The 18,991-nt window shown below is 55.6% G+C and carries 17 protein-coding genes, 1 tRNA gene and 2 riboswitches; of the genes, 11 read left to right on the plus strand and 7 right to left on the minus strand.

Annotated features, from left to right (window positions below):
• Positions 1-25 precede the first annotated feature (25 nt).
• The 7 genes from BUE18_RS02105 to BUE18_RS02135 all read left to right on the plus strand — a co-directional run bounded on the left by BUE18_RS02105 (position 26) and on the right by BUE18_RS02135 (position 6,858).
• On the plus strand, positions 26-949 hold the full coding sequence (locus BUE18_RS02105) for a DnaJ C-terminal domain-containing protein (RefSeq protein WP_073472857.1): 924 nt from the start codon (positions 26-28) through the stop codon (positions 947-949).
• Positions 950-1,124: 175 nt separating this feature from the next.
• Complete coding sequence (hpt, locus tag BUE18_RS02110) at positions 1,125-1,643, plus strand: hypoxanthine phosphoribosyltransferase (protein WP_073472859.1); 519 nt, start codon at positions 1,125-1,127, stop codon at positions 1,641-1,643.
• Positions 1,644-1,659: 16 nt separating this feature from the next.
• Positions 1,660-4,650, plus strand: coding sequence for a DUF3426 domain-containing protein (locus tag BUE18_RS02115; protein WP_073472393.1), 2,991 nt, complete (start codon positions 1,660-1,662; stop codon positions 4,648-4,650).
• An 88-nt stretch (positions 4,651-4,738) separates the two neighbouring features.
• Positions 4,739-4,815: transfer RNA gene (locus tag BUE18_RS02120), tRNA-Met, on the plus strand.
• Between the two features lie 131 nt (positions 4,816-4,946).
• Positions 4,947-5,318 (plus strand): DnaJ family domain-containing protein, encoded by a 372-nt coding sequence (locus BUE18_RS02125; RefSeq protein ID WP_073472860.1) that lies wholly within the window; start codon positions 4,947-4,949, stop codon positions 5,316-5,318.
• A gap of 4 nt (positions 5,319-5,322) precedes the next feature.
• On the plus strand, positions 5,323-5,817 hold the full coding sequence (locus BUE18_RS02130; RefSeq protein ID WP_073472396.1) for an SHOCT domain-containing protein: 495 nt from the start codon (positions 5,323-5,325) through the stop codon (positions 5,815-5,817).
• Positions 5,818-5,895: 78 nt separating this feature from the next.
• A complete protein-coding gene (locus tag BUE18_RS02135) occupies positions 5,896-6,858 on the plus strand; it encodes a D-alanine--D-alanine ligase family protein (protein ID WP_073472397.1) in 963 nt (320 codons plus the stop codon).
• Here BUE18_RS02135 and BUE18_RS02140 read toward each other — a convergent pair.
• Together BUE18_RS02140 and yidD are read right to left on the minus strand one after the other, a co-directional pair.
• Positions 6,855-7,550, minus strand: a complete 696-nt coding sequence (locus tag BUE18_RS02140; RefSeq protein ID WP_073472399.1) for a YkgJ family cysteine cluster protein — start codon at positions 7,548-7,550, stop codon at positions 6,855-6,857. The genes BUE18_RS02135 and BUE18_RS02140 overlap by 4 nt on opposite strands.
• A gap of 10 nt (positions 7,551-7,560) precedes the next feature.
• Entirely contained in the window at positions 7,561-8,007 is a 447-nt protein-coding gene (gene yidD / locus BUE18_RS02145) for a membrane protein insertion efficiency factor YidD (protein WP_170868234.1), read from the minus strand.
• Between the two features lie 142 nt (positions 8,008-8,149).
• Here yidD and BUE18_RS02150 point away from each other — a divergent pair, with 142 nt between their 5' ends.
• On the plus strand, positions 8,150-8,917 hold the full coding sequence (locus tag BUE18_RS02150; RefSeq protein WP_073472402.1) for a YkgJ family cysteine cluster protein: 768 nt from the start codon (positions 8,150-8,152) through the stop codon (positions 8,915-8,917).
• A 30-nt stretch (positions 8,918-8,947) separates the two neighbouring features.
• On the opposite strand, the gene BUE18_RS02155 is transcribed toward BUE18_RS02150, so the two are convergent.
• The 4 genes from BUE18_RS02155 to panC form a co-directional block, all read right to left on the minus strand.
• Positions 8,948-9,781, minus strand: a complete 834-nt coding sequence (locus BUE18_RS02155; RefSeq protein ID WP_073472404.1) for a hypothetical protein — start codon at positions 9,779-9,781, stop codon at positions 8,948-8,950.
• A 110-nt stretch (positions 9,782-9,891) separates the two neighbouring features.
• Positions 9,892-11,550, minus strand: a complete 1,659-nt coding sequence (locus BUE18_RS02160) for a site-2 protease family protein (RefSeq protein ID WP_073472406.1) — start codon at positions 11,548-11,550, stop codon at positions 9,892-9,894.
• A gap of 116 nt (positions 11,551-11,666) precedes the next feature.
• The gene (gene metK / locus BUE18_RS02165; protein ID WP_073472408.1) at positions 11,667-12,836 is read right to left on the minus strand and encodes a methionine adenosyltransferase; all 1,170 of its coding nucleotides are present in this window, start codon (positions 12,834-12,836) and stop codon (positions 11,667-11,669) included.
• Between the two features lie 75 nt (positions 12,837-12,911).
• Positions 12,912-13,757 (minus strand): pantoate--beta-alanine ligase, encoded by an 846-nt coding sequence (gene panC / locus BUE18_RS02170; RefSeq protein ID WP_073472410.1) that lies wholly within the window; start codon positions 13,755-13,757, stop codon positions 12,912-12,914.
• A gap of 267 nt (positions 13,758-14,024) precedes the next feature.
• Between panC and BUE18_RS02175 the strand changes: the two genes are divergently transcribed.
• A complete protein-coding gene (locus tag BUE18_RS02175) occupies positions 14,025-15,911 on the plus strand; it encodes a glycosyltransferase family 39 protein (protein WP_073472412.1) in 1,887 nt (628 codons plus the stop codon).
• A gap of 5 nt (positions 15,912-15,916) precedes the next feature.
• Here BUE18_RS02175 and BUE18_RS02180 read toward each other — a convergent pair whose 3' ends face one another.
• A complete protein-coding gene (locus BUE18_RS02180) occupies positions 15,917-16,948 on the minus strand; it encodes an SGNH/GDSL hydrolase family protein (RefSeq protein ID WP_073472414.1) in 1,032 nt (343 codons plus the stop codon).
• Positions 16,949-17,136: 188 nt separating this feature from the next.
• On the opposite strand from BUE18_RS02180, the gene BUE18_RS02185 reads away from it, so the two are divergent.
• On the plus strand, positions 17,137-17,811 hold the full coding sequence (locus BUE18_RS02185; protein WP_073472416.1) for a nitroreductase: 675 nt from the start codon (positions 17,137-17,139) through the stop codon (positions 17,809-17,811).
• Positions 17,812-18,210: 399 nt separating this feature from the next.
• Positions 18,211-18,290, plus strand: a riboswitch (cyclic di-GMP riboswitch).
• 1 nt (position 18,291) lies between these two features.
• A riboswitch (cyclic di-GMP riboswitch) is annotated at positions 18,292-18,376 on the plus strand.
• A gap of 24 nt (positions 18,377-18,400) precedes the next feature.
• Positions 18,401-18,751, plus strand: a complete 351-nt coding sequence (locus BUE18_RS02190) for a hypothetical protein (protein ID WP_073472418.1) — start codon at positions 18,401-18,403, stop codon at positions 18,749-18,751.
• Positions 18,752-18,991 lie beyond the last annotated feature (240 nt).

The raw sequence follows: 18,991 nt of genomic DNA on the forward strand, positions 1-18,991 counted from the left end.
CAAAAACGATTACAGGTGGATGATTATGGCTGATAAGGATTATTACAAAATACTTGGTGTACCGAAAACCGCCGCCAAAGAAGAGATAAAAAAGGCCTACCGCAAGTTGGCCATGAAATACCATCCGGACCACGCCAAGGGGAACGATGACGCCTCGGAGGACAAGTTCAAGGAAATCAGCGAGGCGTATGCGGTGTTGAGCGACGAAGAAAAGCGCAAAGAGTACGACATGTACGGAACCGAAGGGTTTCAACAGCGCTTCACCCAGGAAGACATCTTCAAGAATTTCAACATGGGGGATATCTTCCGGGAATTCGGCTTTGAAAACGCCAACTTTACCGGACAGCGCGGCGGCGGAGGAGGAAGGCGCTTTTCCTTCAACATGGGCGGGGATCCCTTTGGCGGAGCGGGACGTTCGTTCCAGACCAAGGGTTCGGACCTGGTGTATGAGATTCCGTTGACCCTGCGGGAAGTGGCGGAAGGGGTTTCCAAAACCGTTTCCCTTTCCCACAAGGGCCGGCAGGAAAAGATTTCGGTGAAAATCCCCAAGGGCATGCTCACCGGCAAAAAAATTCGCCTGGCCGGCAAGGGCGAGCCCAGCCCCAACGGCGGCCCCAACGGCGACTTGTACATCCAGTCCAAGGTCATTCCGGACCCGGTGTTCGGCGCGGAAGGCCTGGATTTGTACGTGAACAAGGAGATAAAGTGGACCGAGGCGCTCACGGGGACGACCATTAAAGCGCCCACCCTGGACGGCGGGGAAGTAAACCTGAAGGTTCCTTCGGGAACCAAGCATCAAACCAAGCTGAGAATCCCCAAGTATGGGCTTCCGGAAATGGGCGGCAGCAAAAAGGGCGACCTCTTTGTCCGGATTCTGACGGCCTCTCCGGGCAAGCTCAGTAAAAAGCAACTGGAATTGCTTAAAGAACTATCGGAAACCGGCCTGTAGCTCCGCTATACCCGATCTGCAGCAAATCCTCAGGCCCCGGGCGTTCGGGGCCTGATGATTCCATTCAAATCGTTGACACCCCAGCGTTATTATTGTATGACAATTCAGATTGTTTTGTGTTTTTGACGCAAAAAACCCTTTTAAATTCTACATCGATGTTTTTTGGGGCGTATCTATGGCGCAATTAACCCCGCTTCTGTCCGCTGAGGAAATAGAAGCAAAGGTGGCTGCCGTGGCTCGTGAAATCTCCCGGGATTACAAGGATTCCGACCTTGTTTTGGTGGGAGTGCTCAACGGTGCGTTTATATTTATGGCCGACTTGGCCAGGTCCATCGAAAATTCCGTGGCAGTGGATTTCATCCGTATTTCCAGCTACGGCTCCGGCGATACGTCCTCCGGCGAACATAAATTGACCAAGCCCCTGGAACTCGACATTGAGGGAAAAGACGTCATTATTGTTGAGGATATTGTTGATTCCGGCCTTACCATGAAGTTCCTTACGGATTATTTTCAGACCCTGTCCCCCCGTTCCGTTGAAATTTGCGCCATGATAGACAAAAGCGAACGCCGGGAAACGCCTATAGATATAAAATACGCATGTTTCAGGGTGCCCGAGGGCTTTCTGGTCGGTTACGGGCTGGACTTTGACGAAAAATACCGGTCTCTTCCCGGGATTTATACTTTACAACCCTAGCTAACGGGGAAAAGACATGATTGCCACATGCCTGAAATGCATCTATCACGCCCATTCTGGATTTGCCGCGGAACAATGGGGCCTGCCCCTGACTTGTTGTCATGGCTGCCGTCGCTATCACATGATCGGCGAGGGCGGCGGAGGAAAATCCTCCGGCAGCGGCGGAGATCTTTCCCTGGATTCGGACTTGGACCTGGGCTCCCTGGATGACGACCTGGATATGGACCTTTCCAGCCTGGAAATGGATTTGGACGCAGGCTCCGACTCCGGCGCCTCCGCCCAGGCCGGCGCCCAAGCCGGCTCCGATCCCTTGGATGTCTCCGACCTGGCTCTGGACCGCCCGGCGGCCCCGGTTGACTTGGATGAAGACCTTCCGGATTTGGATCCTGACCTGGAGGGCGATTCTTCTTCCTATGCACCGGATGATGACACCTTTGACCTGGACGTGGATCTGCCTGAGTTGGACGACGATCTGGGGACGCCTGAATTGGAAAATCAGTTGGCCGAAAATCTGGCCGCAGTTTCCCAGGCGGCTCCGGCCCAACCCAAGGATATGGATATTGACCTCCCCGATCTGGAAGACGAGTTCGGAGACCAGCTTGCCGAAAGCGTGGAGGACATCAATTCCGTGGGACAGGGCTCGGAGTTTTCCTCCAGGGACGACGGCCTGGGCCTGCCGGAACTGGATATGGTTCCCGAGGACAATATAGCCGAGGAGGAAGCGCTCGGCGAAGTGAGCGACGAACTGGACCGGGAATTGCCGGAACTGGACATGGGGCTCCCCGAGATTGATGAAGATTCGGTGGACGACTCGGCCATGAGCCTGTCCGAGGACGACGCCCTTGATATTCCCGACCTGGACATGGACCTGCCGGACATGGATTCCACGGCGGATGACTCGACCCAGGGGCCGGGCGCCGATGAATTGGGCCTGCCCGACCTGGACAGCGATCCCGGCGATCTGGGCATGGCGGCGGATGACGAATTGGGTCTGCCGGACCTGTCCAGCGAGGACGACAGCCTGAGTCTCGACGACGACGGAACGGATGCAGACGGCGACCTGGCCCTGGGCGGAGACGATGACGGCGGCCTGGACCTTGGCCTGGATGACGCTGCAGATGACGACGATTTGGGCCTGCCTGACCTGTATGACCCTGCTTTGGAAGAACCCGCGGCCCCCGAAGCCGCTGATGATGATTTGGACCTGTCCGGTTTGGACGCAATGCCGGAAGGACTTGACGAACCGGTAGACGCCCCCATGGATTTGGATCTCGACGGTCTGGACGACCTGGGAGACGATCTGGAGGCTGGAGCCCCCCAGGAAGCGGATGCAACGGAAGACGCCCCGTCGGAACTGGACTTGGAACTGGGAGACACAATGACCATGGATATGGATGGCGTAAAGGAACCGGAAGCCTCTCCGGATTCCGCAGATTTGGATGTGGACCTTGGCGACATGGATACTTTGGAAGACCTTAGAATGGAATCGGACGACGAGGAGGAATCCTCCGGCGAACTGGAGCTGGAACTAGAGGACATGGACGGCGGAGAAGACTCCACGCCCCTGCCCCTGGAAGAATCCACCGCGGACCTGGATCTGGATTTGGACCTGGACAGCTTTGCGGAAGAGGATAAACCCGCCGAGGCGGCCGCTGGGGAAGACGGCCTCGGCCTCGGCGAGATGGATCTGACCGAGGAGCTTCTTGTTCCGGAGTCCGAAGAAGACGACTCCGAAGGATTGGGCGAAGACTTCGATTTGGAAATCGACGACCTGTCTACAGGCGCGGAGGATGCGCCTGCCAAGGACGCGCCGGTTTCCGACCTGGACCTGGGCGACCTGGAAATGGAGCCTGAAGCCGAACTGGAAATGACCGAAGAGGAAGCCACCGAAGAAATGTCCATTGACCTGGACAGCTTTGACCTGACCATGGATGCCAGCGCTCCGGAGCCCGAGCCCGCCCAGCAGGCGGCTGATGAGGGCATGGACCTGGATTTTGACATGGACATGGAGGACAGCCAGGGCGACGACGGCGGTATGGATCTGGATATTGATCTGGAGGATGAAATCGCCTCGGACGGCCTGGAAGTGCAGGTCGTGGACGATGATGAGCAGGAATTTGAGATTGATGAAGATACGGATGATTTCCAGGTGGACGCGCCCATAGGCGACGCCATCCAGACCATGGAGTTCACCCATGATGAAGAAGGCGCGGCAACCATGGACATGGAGCCCGGCGAAACCATGGAGCTGCCGCCGGAAACCATGGACACTGAAGCAAGCGCGCCTCCGCCGCCTCCGCCTTCCGATGAGGAAGAGGAGGAAGAAGATTTTGCCGCTCCGCCTGCCAAGAAAGGCCCGAGCAAGATCCTGATCCTTCTGTTGGTGCTGATCATCCTTTTGGGCGGCGGCTTTGCCGCAGTCAAGTATCTGGACATCCAACTGCCCTTTGAAATCCCGTTTGTATCTGAAATGCTGGGGATTGCGCCCGAGCCTGAGCCGGCCCCCAAACCCATGCCGAAGCCCAAACCGGCCCCGGCGCCCGCTGCAAAACCTGTGGCGCCCAAGCCCCAGGCCGCGCCTGCTGAACCGCCTGTCTCGGCCGCTCCGAGCCGGAACATAGTGGGTCAGATCAATTTCGGCGCCTATCAGCATGAGTGGATCCAGGGCGCTGACGGCAGCTGGATGCTGGTGGTCAGCGGAAAGGTGCAAAACGGATTTAACGCGCCTTGCAGCAATATTCGCCTTAAAGGGGTGTTAAAGGACGCTGCGGGCAAGGTTCTGACCGAGGTGCAGGCCTACGCTGGCAATCCCCTGCCCAAGGCCCAATTGAGCTCCATGAGCCGGGCGGACATCCGCAGCGCCATGGGCAATAAAAATGGCGCCGGAAATTCGAATTTAGGTCTTGCACAGAACGGCGTTTTAGACTATACGGTTGTTTTCTTCGATCCGCCGGCGGCCCTGGATTCCGTGGACGTGGTCCTTGCTGAAGCCAATCACGGCAGCTGATCGAAGGAATTTTAAAAATAGTTGGCAGAGATGTATTTTCCGGGTTGACGCCGGACAAATCACGTGGTAAAAGCGCTTTCTCTGTTGCGGCGATGTAGCTCAGTCGGTCAGAGCATGCGGCTCATATCCGCAGTGTCCGGGGTTCAAATCCCTGCATCGCCACCAAACGCAATTAAAACCCTCGGGAGGCGTCCAGCCCTCTCGGGGGTTTTTTAGTTGCCACCGCCCAAGGAATGTTTTATCTTTGGACCGTGAACCACCGATCTCTTGAGTACGGCTCCTTTGCAGGTGAGCGTGTGGACGGTTTTAGCAAAATCATCGAGCAGCGAATTCAAGACGCCCAACGTAGAGGAGTCTTTGACGATCTTCCAGGCGCCGGCAAACCCATCGACCTGGACAGGGACGCCTGCGTTCCCGAAGACCTGCGCATGGCTTACAAAATACTCAAGAACGCGGGCTGCCTGCCCCCGGAGGTGGAAGTTAAAAAGGAAATCGCCAACATGGAGCAGTTAATGGCAGGCATGGAAGACACCCGGGAAAAATACAAAGCAATGAAGAAATTGAACCACCTGATAACCAAGCTCAATCTTATGCGTTCGGGCTCGCTTGAGTTTGATGTGCCCGAATGTTATGAGCACAAGTTGGTGGAGAAATTCGGGAAGAAATGAAAGCATGTTTTTTAACCGCAACAAGCAGGCCCCTAAGCAACCGGAAAATCCGGGGGTCGTAAAAAGCGTATTCCTGGCCTATTTTATTTTGGTTCTCCACGCCCTTTTGGTTTTAGGGCTGGGAGGGGCCGTCCTCTTCTTCGGCGGCCTGGTCCATTTTATGCCTTATATCTTCTTCGGCGGAACCGCCCTCATAATCTACTCGGGATACCGCTTTTTCCAAAAGCTGAAACGCGACGGAAAAAGCCTGTCCGAAGTCCTTTCCGACCCCATGATCAGCGGAAAAGAAGTGGAAGTCAGCTTTCTCGGCGGCTTGGTGTCCGTACGTATGGACGGCAGGGCGGCGGCTGAAAGGCTGGCGGGCCCCCGCCACGTAGCCCAACTGGAAGACCCTGACGCCATGCGCCTCCGCGAGCTTAAGGAACTGGCCGAACTTTTTGAGAAAAATCTCATAACGGCCGCCGAGTACCACAAAGCCAAACAAGGGCTCTTGAAGTAATCCGGCCTGCAGGCAAAAGGCCGGACCCTGATAAAAGGGTTTGCACAAAACATCAACCCAACCACGCCGGGGGGATCCATGAAAAGGTTGAATCTCGCCCTCCTATTCGGCGGCGCCTCCGCAGAACGGGAGGTCTCCATTCTTAGCGGCACGGAAGTGCTCAACGCCTTGGACAAAGACCGTTTTGTCGTTCGCTGCTACGACCCCAAAATCGACATTCCGCGCCTTGTGCACGACGCTCCCAATATAGACGTCGCCGTGGTCATGCTCCACGGAGAATACGGCGAGGACGGCCGGATCCAGGGCCTCTTGGATTTGCTGGACATCCCTTATCAGGGGTCTGGAGTCCTGGGCAGCGCTGTATCCATGAGCAAACTGGCCTCCAAGCAGCTTTATGAGCAAGCAGGGATTAAAACTCCGTCCTATCGCGTGGTCAGCCCGGATATTCGCCATGAGGCCGCAAATCTGGCCGGCCAGGTGGGGTACCCCCTGTTCGTCAAACCCTGCATGGGAGGCTCCTCCATAGGCATGAGCTTGGTTAAAGGGCCTGCCGACCTGGACAAGGCGCTGGACGCGGGATTCGCCGAAGATCCGGTCCTGCTTCTGGAAGCCTGCGTGACCGGCGTGGAAATCACGGGCGCCGTGCTTGGCAACGACGAATTGGAAGCCCTGCCGTTAATCGAAATCGTGCCGGGAGAGGAATTCGCCTTTTTTGAATACGGCGCAAAATACGAAGCCGGCAAGTCCGAAGAAATCTGCCCCGCCCGCATCAGCGAAGAAGACGCTCAAAGGGCCATGGATCTGTCCAAACAAGCTCACAAAGCCCTATTCTGCAAGGGATACAGCCGCACGGACATGATTCTGGATAAGGAAGGGGCCCTGCATGTGCTGGAGACCAACACCATACCGGGAATGACCGCCAACAGCCTGCTGCCCAAAGCCGCAAAGGCTGCGGGCATGGATTTCACCGCGCTTATGAGCAGGCTGGTGGATTTGGCCCTGGAGGCCAAAGGACGGCCCGGGCATATCGAAGCGGCTTAAGGATGATTCTCCACGGGAAATAAGGCCAGCTTGCCCCGGATGTTTTTCACCTCCAGGCCGCAGCCTTTCAAGGCTTCCTGCAAGGGCCTGCCGAACAAGAAATCCAGGTGTTCGTTTTTAAGCCCTGCCTTTTGCACCAGCATGGCCCGCATGTCATTCTCGTACAGAACCATGTCCAGAATCTGGTTGGCGGCGTTTTCCGCCTGCTCTGAAGAGAGCAGCCCGATCAACCGCCCTATCTCCCGGTGCGAGCATCTTTTCTCGTGGGCGTCCATGAATTTCCTGACGGCGTCCTGAGGACCGACCAGGTCAAACCGCGTCAGGCGGTCCTTGGCGTACACCGCTTCAATGGCTGACGTGTCCCAGCATGCCAGGGCGCGGCACTCCATGGGGCGATCCTGGTAAATGCCGCAGTTTTTTTCCTCTTCGTTAAAAAAAAGGCAGGTCCAAGATCCGGGCTTGCCCTTAATCTTGACCATTTCCTCCTGGGAGGGAACCACGGCGCCCACCACGTTTTCGTACACCTTCTCGCCCACGCGCAAGGTAAACAAGTGCTGGGGCATGATAACGCCCCGCCGCATGATGTCCATGTCCTGCTTGTGAAGCGCGGGGCCGCCCTTGGTGCAGCACGAACCGCACTGGATGCAGGAGGTCCTGGGGGCGTCCGGAGTTTTGCTGGAATTGGGGGTCAATGGTCCGTCCTCATTGGCAGTATTGGTTGGCGCAGCATTTTTCATCATGGAGCGAGGGGAAAGCATTCTCCGAAACCGGATCCAGGCATTTTTTCTTTCCGTTCACCCAAAGGACGGGGGAGAGGTGGATTTCGTCCCGGCCGCAGCGCATGAGTCTGTCGCAGGTCATGATATAGCCCCTCAAGAGGCCGTATTCTTCAAAGCACTGCCGGCCGTAGCGCGAGCAACTGGGATGCATTCTGCACCGCGCCCCGCCCACGGGGGAGAGGATTTCCTGGTAGGCGGTAATCATAAATCCTTCGCCTACGCTGTCTTCATGTTTGACCGCTGCGGGTTTGACGGCCTTTTTAGGCCCCTTCATAGGGTCTCCTCCCGCAACGGCGGGGCCGGCCGACAGAAGCAATATCACGATCAAAGCCGTATGCAGTGCAATCGTTTTCATGTCGTCAGTGGACAATTTCTCGGCCTCCCTGTCAAGCGAAAACCGGATGCCGCCTAAATCCTCCATGGGGGGTGACGATCAGGCTGTTTTGCGATACAGTGCCTTAAGTCGAAATCGGCTTGAAAGAATCGGAGCATTTGGAAAGGACCCTGCACCCATGGCGAAAATCAAAACAGGACGGCATCTTTTAACTGCCGGAGAAACCTTTAATTTTACATGCAATCCCCAGGTGGACTGCTTTACCAATTGCTGTCACAACGCAGACATGTACTTATACCCCTACGACGTCATCCGCATGAAAAACCGGTTGGGCATGACCTCGGACGAGTTTTTGGAAAAGCACACCTATTCGGATTATCGGGACAACGAGCATTTTCCCAGCGTCATGCTGAAAATGCAGAAGATCGAAGGCCTGCCGTGCCCCTTTTTGACCGATGAAGGCTGCACCGTGTATGAAGACCGGCCTTTTTCGTGCCGGGCCTATCCATTGGAGCCCGCAGTCTCCCGGGTGGGCGACTACTGTCATACAGCCTATTTTTATACCGTACACGACCATTGCCACGGCCACGGCCACGGCCACGGGCAGGGCAGGGAGTGGACTGCCGAGGAATGGATTGCAGACCAGAATATGGGGGATTACATTGCCATGAACGCCCACTGGGTGGATATGGACTCTCTGTTCCGGTCCAACCCATGGGGGCCCCAGGGGAGGCAAAGCCCGGCCCTGAAAATGGCGGCCATGGCCTGCTTCAACGTGGATAAGTTTAAGGATTTCGTCCTGAACAGCTCGTTTTTAAGCCGCTTTGACGTACCCGGGGACAGGCTCGCCATGGCCCAGGCTTCGGACGAGGACATGATGCTTTTGGGGTTCGACTTCGTGAAATCCTTCCTCACGGGCAAGGGGCCGTTTTTTCCTAAGAGTTGATGAATAAACTCCCATAATTTGACGGACGGGCTATTTCACGCCGCCCGTTTGCCTGAGAACCGCCTTTTCCTCCACCAGAGGCAGGCTGGCTTCCACCCGTCCGTCGGAGAAAAACGCGTATTTAGCCAGTTGAGGCGTTTTGTCGTCCATCAGGTATACGCCGGAGAGCTTATCCCCTTCGTAAATGATGAACTTAAGGTCCCCTTTATCCCACTCTGAGTTTGAAGCCCCGTTGTAAAATCCCAGGATCCGGCCGTCCATCTTGAAGGCCTCCACCCTGGCGCCCTGGGCGTCATATTCTGCGTATGCCTTGGCGGCAGTCAGATCGCCGAACTGGGACTTGTTCATTTCCCACAAAGCGGGCTGGTCTTTGACCTTACGCAAAAACAAAGCGGTTTGGTTGAAAATCTTCAGATTCATACGCATGCGCTGGTGGCTGGTCACGCCGGTCGTATGATAGCCGGAAGGCCCGGCGCTGTCCCCGCCCACCACGGGAATCGAGGGCGTGGCGGGCATGTCTATGATCATGTCGTGGGTGCGCTCCTCCGAAAGCGAGGACGACGTCACCACAACATGGGCGCCTTTTGCCTGGGCGAACTCCAACAGCTTTTGGGGATCGTTGTATGGGCCTTCAAAGGACGAGCGGCCGATGATAAGGTAGTCTTTAAAAAAGACATCGTATATTTTATCCGCATTGACGTCATAATAATTGAAAATTTTAGCGTCACTGGTTGGGGGCATGGCCTCGGGCATTTCCGGGGTGTAGGTGATTTCATAGCCTCTTTGCATGCAACCGGAAAAAAGCAGAACGGCCAAGGCCGCCGCCGCGCAAAAACGGGAAAAAACAGACAGGCAGGGTTTCATATTAAATGTCCTTGATTGTTGGTTATCCCTTATGGTGCAAGGCGCACCCTCCGACATTATGATACCGAAAAATCAATAAAGAAGCCAGCATATTTCCTGTTTCAATGGAATTAGAGGGTTGCGATGTCGGCGTTTAGCAGAAAAAAGAGGAGCAGGATAATCAAGGGAAGAACCAAAACCCCGACATATATCAAAGCGCCTTTTACCAGTTCCAATTGGGTGGGTTTGGGCGCCCCAAGCAATTTGATCAGGGTATTGGCAAGCCGCAGCCTTTGGGCGTATGGCCCGTTTCCAACAGCATCGTCTTTCAGCGTCTTGAAGACGACCTTTTTGGTAATGGCTTCTCCCGCCATGGGGGGCAGGGCCGCCATGGCTTTTTTAGCTAATGAGCCTTCACGCCATTTGGATTTGACCCCAAAAGTAAAGATTACTGCAATGAACGGCAAAATAGGCTCCGACAATAACAAGCCGCAGCTTGCCAAAATGAAAATGCTTCCCAGGAAGAAAAAAAACTGGGCTCTGGGAAAACGGTCGAAAAACAAAGCATCCAGAATTTTTCCTCCGTCAAAAGGAGTGATAGGCAACAGGTTCAGATAGTTGATGACTAAAAACATCGCTCCCAGCATGAGCATAAAATCATTGTGCGTATGGAAAAATAAGAGCATGCAGGTTGCGCCCAGAATCAGTCCGGGCGCCGGGCCGCCCAGTAAAACCCAAACCCTTTGTAAAATTGTAGCGTCGTCCTTCGCCCCCATTGTGGCCGCGCCCAAAAACGGCACGAAAAACACCTGCCGGTTCTTATATCCGAACAGGCCCATGGCCAGGTAATGCCCGATCTCGTGTATAAATATGACCAGCAGCAGCAACAACGCGTTTTCAAACGACCATAGCCAGGTAAAGGCCGCGACAAAGGCGGCGGCGCTTAGGATAAACCGGCCGATTTTTCCCTGGCTTTTGGAAGAGAAAAATTCCTCGGCCCTTTGATGGCGGTCGTACGCTGCGATTTCCGCCGCCATCAATGCGTTCCCGCTGAACCGGGTTTGCGGCGCCGCAACCTTTTGCGCCTGAGCCATCATGTTTTGCTCGCCCTTAATCATTTGCATGCTTAAGGCCCAGGCCTTGGAAAAAGTGAGCCTCCATTGAAAAGGCTCGTCCGCATGGATCAGGTCTCCCCTTGCTTCCATGTCGGGGATGGTCTCCGAACCAAAACGCCTTTCCATCTCCAGGTAGTTTTCAAGGCTCGCAGGCAGAGGCCTGGACTCCTTGGCCTCGCAGGATTGCTGGTGGGCCTCCCACTGCTTGATATAATCGCCTACGCCGTGATCCTCCAGCTTGAACCAGTCGGGATAGGCCGGGATGGACTGGGATATTCCGTCTACGGTGGAGAGAACCGTCCCGTCGTCAAAGAGGGTCTGGAAGTGGACCTCAAAGGGAACCTGGCCGTTGGGAATGGTCGGGGGCAGGACTATGGCGAACGCCCTGGCTTGCTTATGGGCGAATGCCATGACCTGTTTGGGCGGTTCGCTTGTCCACAAGGGGGTGACGATGGAACTGCAGCAATACTCAAAGCCCAGGGCTTCCATGGCGCGTTCCGCTTCCTCAAAGATCGGCCTGAGCGTTGCGGCGCCCTGGCCTCTTTCTAAAAAGGAGACGCCTCCTTTCCTAAACCGGAGGCTTTTCAAACGAAGCCAGACCCTCACGCGCGGCAAAAGCATGACGGCGAAAAACAGGAATACGGCGGGGACGATGAATTCAGCGCTATTCAGCATGGGAACCCTGCTAACAGAAAAAGCCGCCTGCCCGTGATTGCGGGACAGGCGGCTTTGTTTAACTGCTGCGATATTACAGGCGCGCGCGATCGGACCGGCTCGCCCGGGTCTTCTTTCTATAATCCGGCTTTGGCGCGGATTTCGTCGGCCTTGTTGGTCGCTTCCCAGGTAAAATCGCTGTCTTCGCGGCCGAAATGGCCATAGGCGGCGGTTTTGCGATAAATGGGCCTGAGCAGGTCCAGGTACTCGATGATGGCCCTGGGGCGCAGGTCAAAGACGTCCAGGATGATTTCCCGGATTGTATCCTTGGGAACCACGCCCGTGCCCATGGGGTCCACCATGACGGAGACGGGCTGAGGCACGCCGATGGCGTAGGCCACCTGGACCTCGCACTTTTTGGCCAGGCCCGCGGCCACGATGTTCTTGGCGATATGGCGGCCCATGTAGGAAGCGCTCCGGTCCACCTTGGAGGGGTCCTTGCCCGAGAAGCATCCGCCGCCGTGGCTGCCTTGGCCGCCGTAGGTGTCCACGATGATCTTCCGGCCGGTGAGGCCGCAGTCGCCCATGGGGCCGCCGATGACGAACCGGCCGGTGGCGTTGATGAAGTACCGGGTGTCGCCGTCTATCATTTCAGCGGGAATCACCTTTTTGATGACTTCTTCAATGATCGCTTCCTGAAGTTGGGAGGTGGTCACGTCCGGCTTGTGCTGGGCCGCGATGACGATGGTGTCCACCCGCTTGGGCTGGCCGTCCACGTATTCGATAGTCACCTGGCTTTTTCCGTCGGGACGGAGAAAGTCCAGGGCGCCGTTTTTCCTCACCTTGGCAAGGCGCTTGGTCAGTTTATGGGCGTAGGTGATGGGCATGGGCATAAGCTCCGGGGTCTCGTCCGTGGCATAGCCGAACATCAGTCCCTGGTCGCCGGCGCCCTGCTCCTTGAACTGCGCGGTCTGCTCATCCACGCCCAGGGCGATGTCTTCGGACTGGCGGTCGATGCTGGTGAGCACCGAGCAGGTCTGCCAGTCAAAGCCCATCTGGGAGGAGTGATAGCCGATTTCCTTGATGGTGTTCCGGACGATGTCCGGGATGTCCACGTAGCAGCTTGTGGTGATTTCCCCGGCGATAAACGCCAGGCCCGTGGTCACCAGGGTTTCGCATGCCACCCGGCAGTTTTTGTCCTGGGCCATAATGGCGTCCAGGATGTTGTCGGAAATGGCGTCCGCCACTTTGTCAGGATGTCCTTCGGTCACGGATTCCGAGGTGAAGAAAAATTTGTTGTCGCTCATAAAACGGCTCCCTTCTGTGTTATTTAGACCCTCTCCGTTTGGAAAAGCGTACTTATGTTTAAAAAGAATAAGGAACTAGGGTTCAAGCACTTTATTGTCTATAAGCCGGGTTGCGCCGATCTTGACCGCCAGGGCCATGAGGGCCGGCCCGGCAATGGCTTCCACGTCGTCCAGGGTCGCGGGATCGCACAACTTTGCATAGTCGATTTCAGCGCCCGGAACGGCCAGAATTGTTTCCGAGGCTTTTTCAAGAATGGCCGCCGCGCTTTTTTCCCCCGCCGAGACCATCTCCTGGGCTTGGTTGAGAGATTTGTATAAGGCCGCGGCGTCTTTTCTTTGTTCGGGCGTCAAGTAGGCGTTCCTGGAGCTCATGGCCAGCCCGTCCGGTTCGCGGACCGTGGGGCCGCCTATGATCTCTATGCCGAAGTCCAGGTCCTTGACCATCTGGCGGATGACCGCAAGCTGCTGAAAGTCTTTTTCACCGAAAATCGCCGTATGGGGCCGAACAATGTTGAACAGCTTGGTCACCACGGTGGCGACCCCGCGAAAATGCACGGGCCGGGACAGGCCGCATAAATGATAGGGCAGCTTTTCCAGAGCCACGTAGGTTTGGTAATTGGGGCCGTACATCATTTCGTTATTGGGCATGAATATGGCGTCCACCCCGGCTTCCCGGGCGACCTTTTGGTCCCGCTCCTCGTCCCTGGGGTAGGCGTCCAGGTCTTCGTTGGGGCCGAACTGGGTGGGATTCACAAAAATGCTAAGTACAAGATAATCGCAGAGGCTTCTCCCTTTTTTTAACAAGGACAAGTGCCCCTCATGCAAATAGCCCATGGTGGGGACAAAGGCTATGGTCTTTCCTTCCAGCCTGACAGCTTCGCTACGGGCGGCCATGGCCGCTTTGTCCGAAATGATTTCCAAAGGACTCCTCCAAAAAAAATGAGGTTGCTAAGAAAAAAATACGCTATGGCATTGCAGGCTAAAAGTCAACAAGCCCTCCGGGGCGGGGCGTAAAAGAAATGTCACAAACCAGCGGCGCCTCCGGGGCCTGAAAAGGAGCCTGGGCGGCAGTCTCCCAGTAAACCTTGCCTTTTTTCTCTGATAAAGCTATTTGTCTGATTCCGTCAAGGACTATTCCCAAGTTTTAGCTCGAATTCAAACACCCACGATACCCTAAAACGAGGCGCCGTGAAAACCTTTGGCTTCACCAACCAGGGTGGTCTTTCAAAATATACGGTCCCAGCCCTGGTTTTCACGCTTCTGGCGGTCCACTTTCTGCTCGGGGCGTCCTCCGCAATACGTAAAAGTAACACCTATGACGAAATTGTCCACATTACCGCCGGATTCTCCAACTGGACCCAACAGGATCACCGGGTCGACCCGGTGAGCGGCGCCCTGCCCAAGCGCCTTGCCGCCTTGCCTCTGCTATTCATGGACCTGACGCCGCCAGATCCCCGGTCCTCCGATGTGTTCACGGATTTTTTGTACAACCCGGCTAATCCCGCCGATCAAATGCTCTTTCGAGCCCGGCTCATGATCCTGCTGCTTTCCGTGTGTTTGGGCGGTGCGGTGTTTTTGTGGTCCCGGAATCTGTTCGGCCTCAAAGCGGGATTATTTTCCCTGGCGCTGTATTGTTTTTCCCCCACCATGTTGGCTCACGCCCGGCTGGCGACCTCGGACCTGGCTGCAGCCCTGTTCTTCATGCTGAGCCTGGGGGCTCTGCAAAAGCTCCTGAACCGCCCGGGGCTTGGGTCCTCCCTATTGGCCGGGCTGGCTTTGGGAGGCCTCATGACTTCCAAGCTGTCCTTTTTGATCATATTCCCGGTCGCCGCGTTGCTGGCCGTGATGCATTGGGCCGGGGGAGGGGGCCGCAAAGGGGATCTTTTGAAATTGATGGCCTATACGGCCGGCGCTCTGACCCTGACGGTCTTTACGGTATGGGCGTTATACGGATTCCGCTTTTACGCCGCGCCGGAAGGCGGCCTTTCCCTGGCCGCCGGCCCTTCGGTTTCCGGAATATGGGCTTTGTTGATCAAAAGCAGGATTCTGCCCGAATCTTTTATCATGGGCCTGTGGGACGTCCTCCATAAGTTATCCCTGCGCGACGGGTTCATGAACGGCGCCTATTCCATCAATGGTTGGGCGTTGTTTTTCCCCTTTTGCATAGCCGTAAAAACCCCTGAGCCCGTAATCCTGGCAGCGATCCTGACGGCCGGCGTGCTTTTTGTGCATCGGGGGGATTCCGCAGCCATCCAAACCCGCCCGCTCTGCGTTTTTGTATTGGTTTACATGGCCATGGCAATGAGCGTGGGCGTCAACATCGGCCATCGCTATTTGCTGCCAATATACCCGGCTGTGTTCATATTGGCGGGCGCTCTGATCCATTATTGGGGGGATCGGCCATGGCTCCGCATCGCCGCCCTTGCCTGCCTGATTATCCTTGTTGCCCAGTCCTTATGGATTTGGCCCCATTACCTCTCTTATTTCAACTGGATTTCAGGCGGACCCGGGCGGGGCTATGAACGCCTTGTGGACAGCTCCCTGGATTGGGGCCAGGACCTTCCGGCCCTGAAGGAGTGGCAGGATAATAGGGCGGACGACCTTCCGGTTTATCTTTCCTACTTCGGCACCGCACTGCCAGGGCATTTCGGGGTTCGCGCCGAAAAAATCGCTCCCATGACCCTGGACGAGCCGGGAATTCCGGCTTTGAAGCCAGGCTGGTATTGCATCAGTGCGACCTATTTGCGGCAAGTGTACACCGGCGCGTTGGGGCCGTACAACCAGCCTTTTGAAGCCAAATATCAGGATTTAACCCGAATGGTTCAGGATCTGGGCTTGGGGAAAATTGGCAATCCAAACCCGGCGCAGGCGGAAATCATCGCCAGGTTCCGGCGCGCCCGCTTCGCAAGACTTTGCCATGTCCTGGGCCAGCGACGCCCCGACGCCATGGCCGCGTACTCCATTTGCATATACAAGGTGGATCAAGACGAGTTGCATAGAGCGTTATTTGAGCCCATGGACGGGCTGCCCAAAACCCGTATGGTCAAAGGAGCGGGAGACTATACCTTGTTCTAAATGCCTCAAAGAAGGCTCTGTACAGAAAACCAATCCCTTATGCATTCCGCAAACAAGGCGTAGCCCCTGGCGTTGGGGTGGAAGTCTTTCTCCCAATACAGCGATGCGGGAGGCGTCTCCGCAACGTCAACGCGTTTTTTTAGACAGGGCAATATGTCGCATACGGGAACGCCGTTTTGATTTATCTGTGCGCCCAATGCGTCCAGGTTTTGAGCGTATTGACCAGCTTGCAATTCGTGCAAATGAGGCTGTAAAACCACGGCCAGCTTAAATCCTTTTTCGCATCCGGCCGCGTCCATTTCCCGCACCAGAGCAGTAACTTTTTGCCTGGCTTCTTCATTGGCCTTCATGTGTTCCCGGGGCGATAAAAGCAGCCAGTCCCAGCTGAAAACCCGCATGGCCAGCAGCCGCGCCAACCTGCTTTGGGCGAACAAGGGCTCCCAGGCCGGAGCCTCTTTGTAAAATACCTTATTATGCGGCAAAAAACGTTCTTCGCCGCCCCGGGCCATGACGTCCGTGACGTCAAAGGAGTTGAGGGCCAGGATGACCAAATCCGGAGTAAACCGCATCAAACGTTCTTCCAACAGGCGGCGGCTATAAAAAGGATCGCTGCCCGCTGCCCCGCCCATGATGACTTCTACAGACGCCTCGGCGCCGGAGTTCAGGGATTGCTCAAGAACTTTGGGCCAGGATTCGTCCAATAGGGCGCCTTGCCCTTCCGTGAAAGAGTCTCCCAGGACGATGATGCGCAGGGCCCCCGGCGGTTTTGCCGCCGCATGGTCCTTGTCCCGTATTCCCAGGGAATTGGTTTTAAGGGGAAAGTTGAACTCCGGCTGGGCGTACGCCATGTGGGCGTTGGCCGGCCTGACCATGAGCTGCGAGGCGCATCTCACTGCATAAGGGGAGACGTATTCGCCCCCGTTACGCTCCTCCCAGGTTGCGTAAGCGCCCAATGCGCGCAGCTCAAGCTCCGCCAGGATGATCAGCGCCAGGCTTGCAACAAGGAAAACAAGAAGCGTTTTGGTTGATTTTTTCATAGGTTTAAGGCAAGATGATCGAAATTATCCAAGCAGTTAGTACCATGGCGTCGACGCTAAATCAATTAAACTCACTTGATTTGGAGTCGGTTGGTCCGGTTTTCTTTGAGGGGGTCTCGCAGAAACCAATTTTACGGGCATGCGCGGCGGAACGGCTATTGCGGCGCTTCATGCCAGGGAGCATTTTCATGAATATTCTGGACGCAGTGCGAGCAAGGAAAAGCATCAGGAACTTTTTGCCGGATCCGGTCCCCAAAGACCTGCTGTCAGGCATTCTTGAAGACGCCTGCCGGGCGCCTTCCGCAAACAACACCCAGCCCTGGGAGTGTTTTATGCTGGGCGGAAACGTTTTGGAAGAGGTCCGCCAAACCAATCTGGAGCAACTGCGGGCCGGAGTTTTTCCGGAACCGGAAAGCGTCCTGATTGACTGGCCGAAGGACTCGGTCTATCGCACCCGCCAAGTGGATCTTGCCATAGAGCTTTTCCGCCTTATGGACATTCAGCGGGACGATCACGAAGGCCGGGCCAAATGGATGGAAAGGGGCTTCGGCTACTTCAACGCTCCCGCCGCGTTGATCGTCGTCGCCGACAAATGCCTGCCCGAAACCGGCCCTCTGCTGGATATCGGCTGCTTTTTGCAGACCTTCTGCCTGCTTTGCACGGCCAACGGCCTGGGCACCTGCATTGAGGACCAAGGCGTCATGTACTCCAAAACCCTGCGCCAAATCGTAGGCATCCCCGACGAAAAACGAATCATCATGGCCGTGGCCGTGGGATATCCGGACTGGGATTTTCCCGCCAACGCCATCAAGTCCTCCCGGGTTTCGGCCAACGACCTCACCACCTGGGTCGGCTTTGACTGATTTCTACCCAAGGCCTTAAGAAGCCCATAAAATTCATAGGAAAAAATCAATCGGTTTTCCCTTTTTTGAGGGAAAGCCGATTTTTTTTGCCGGCTCCCCACAAATATTATCATTCATATCTCCAGCATATCTTTAACATATTCAGAAACTTCCACGGATTAATTCCTTTTGGTATTGATAACATGCTGCAAATACAGGGCTAATTTTGAAGCGCCCCGTCTTGTGGAATTCCCTAAAGATTTCTCTCTCCTGTTCCGATGTCCTTAAAAAGCAGTGATTTTTTGGGGCGCAACCCCACGGTTTCAACGCACTAAACTTGGCAATTGAGGCTCTTTGACAAATGGCCCGGATCAACGAACCGGGAGCGCTTTTTCCTGAGTAGCGCCATCATGCACAATCGTCTCTTTTTGCCAAACCTGCCGCAAGGCAGGGACGGAAAGCTCCGGGTCCCTCAGCAGGGGGACGGCCGAGCCGCCGGCGGAAAGACAAAGCCAAACCTGCTGCGAGGCAGGGACGGAAAGCCACGGGTCCCATAAACAGACATGCGGATAGCCGGGTTACCATTAGCATCACTGCTGAAGGAGACATCATGAGAAAACATGTGTTCTGCGCTGTCCTTCTGGTCGGCGCGCTGCTCGCCATTCCGGCTATGGCGGAAAAAATTGAACTTACCGACATGGAACTGGCGGAGATATCCGCGCAGGGATGGGGACCTGAGGTAGATATTGCCTCCAGCGTTTACACGGAATCGGTGAGCGATCTTGTCAGAACCCCCGAACTCTTTACAACCCCCTTTACGCAAGACCAGCACGGCATGGAGTTGACTATCGCGCCAACAACGATAAGCATCGACTCCATCACGGCGGACACGGATTTCGGCACATTCATCATAGGGGACTTGAAAATGAACGTGTCGGCGAAAGTGACCGTACTTTACTGAAAACTTTTGCTTTGCTTCTTCTTACGGCATGATGGCGCTACTGAGGAAAAAGGCCAAAATCAAGCCTGCGAGGCCCATCGCGGGCTTTTTTGCGTTTAAGGGGCGTGCAAATCAATCATTGATGAGGCGACCTGGGGTGATTAAGGCGCTTGCCGTTGGGTTTCGCAAGCTCCACCCAACCTACGTTTTAATTTATAAATTATCAATAAATTGAAAATGTTATTGTAAAAATTGTAGGTT

This window comes from Desulfatibacillum alkenivorans DSM 16219 (assembly GCF_900142135.1).
GTDB lineage: Bacteria > Desulfobacterota > Desulfobacteria > Desulfobacterales > Desulfatibacillaceae > Desulfatibacillum > Desulfatibacillum alkenivorans.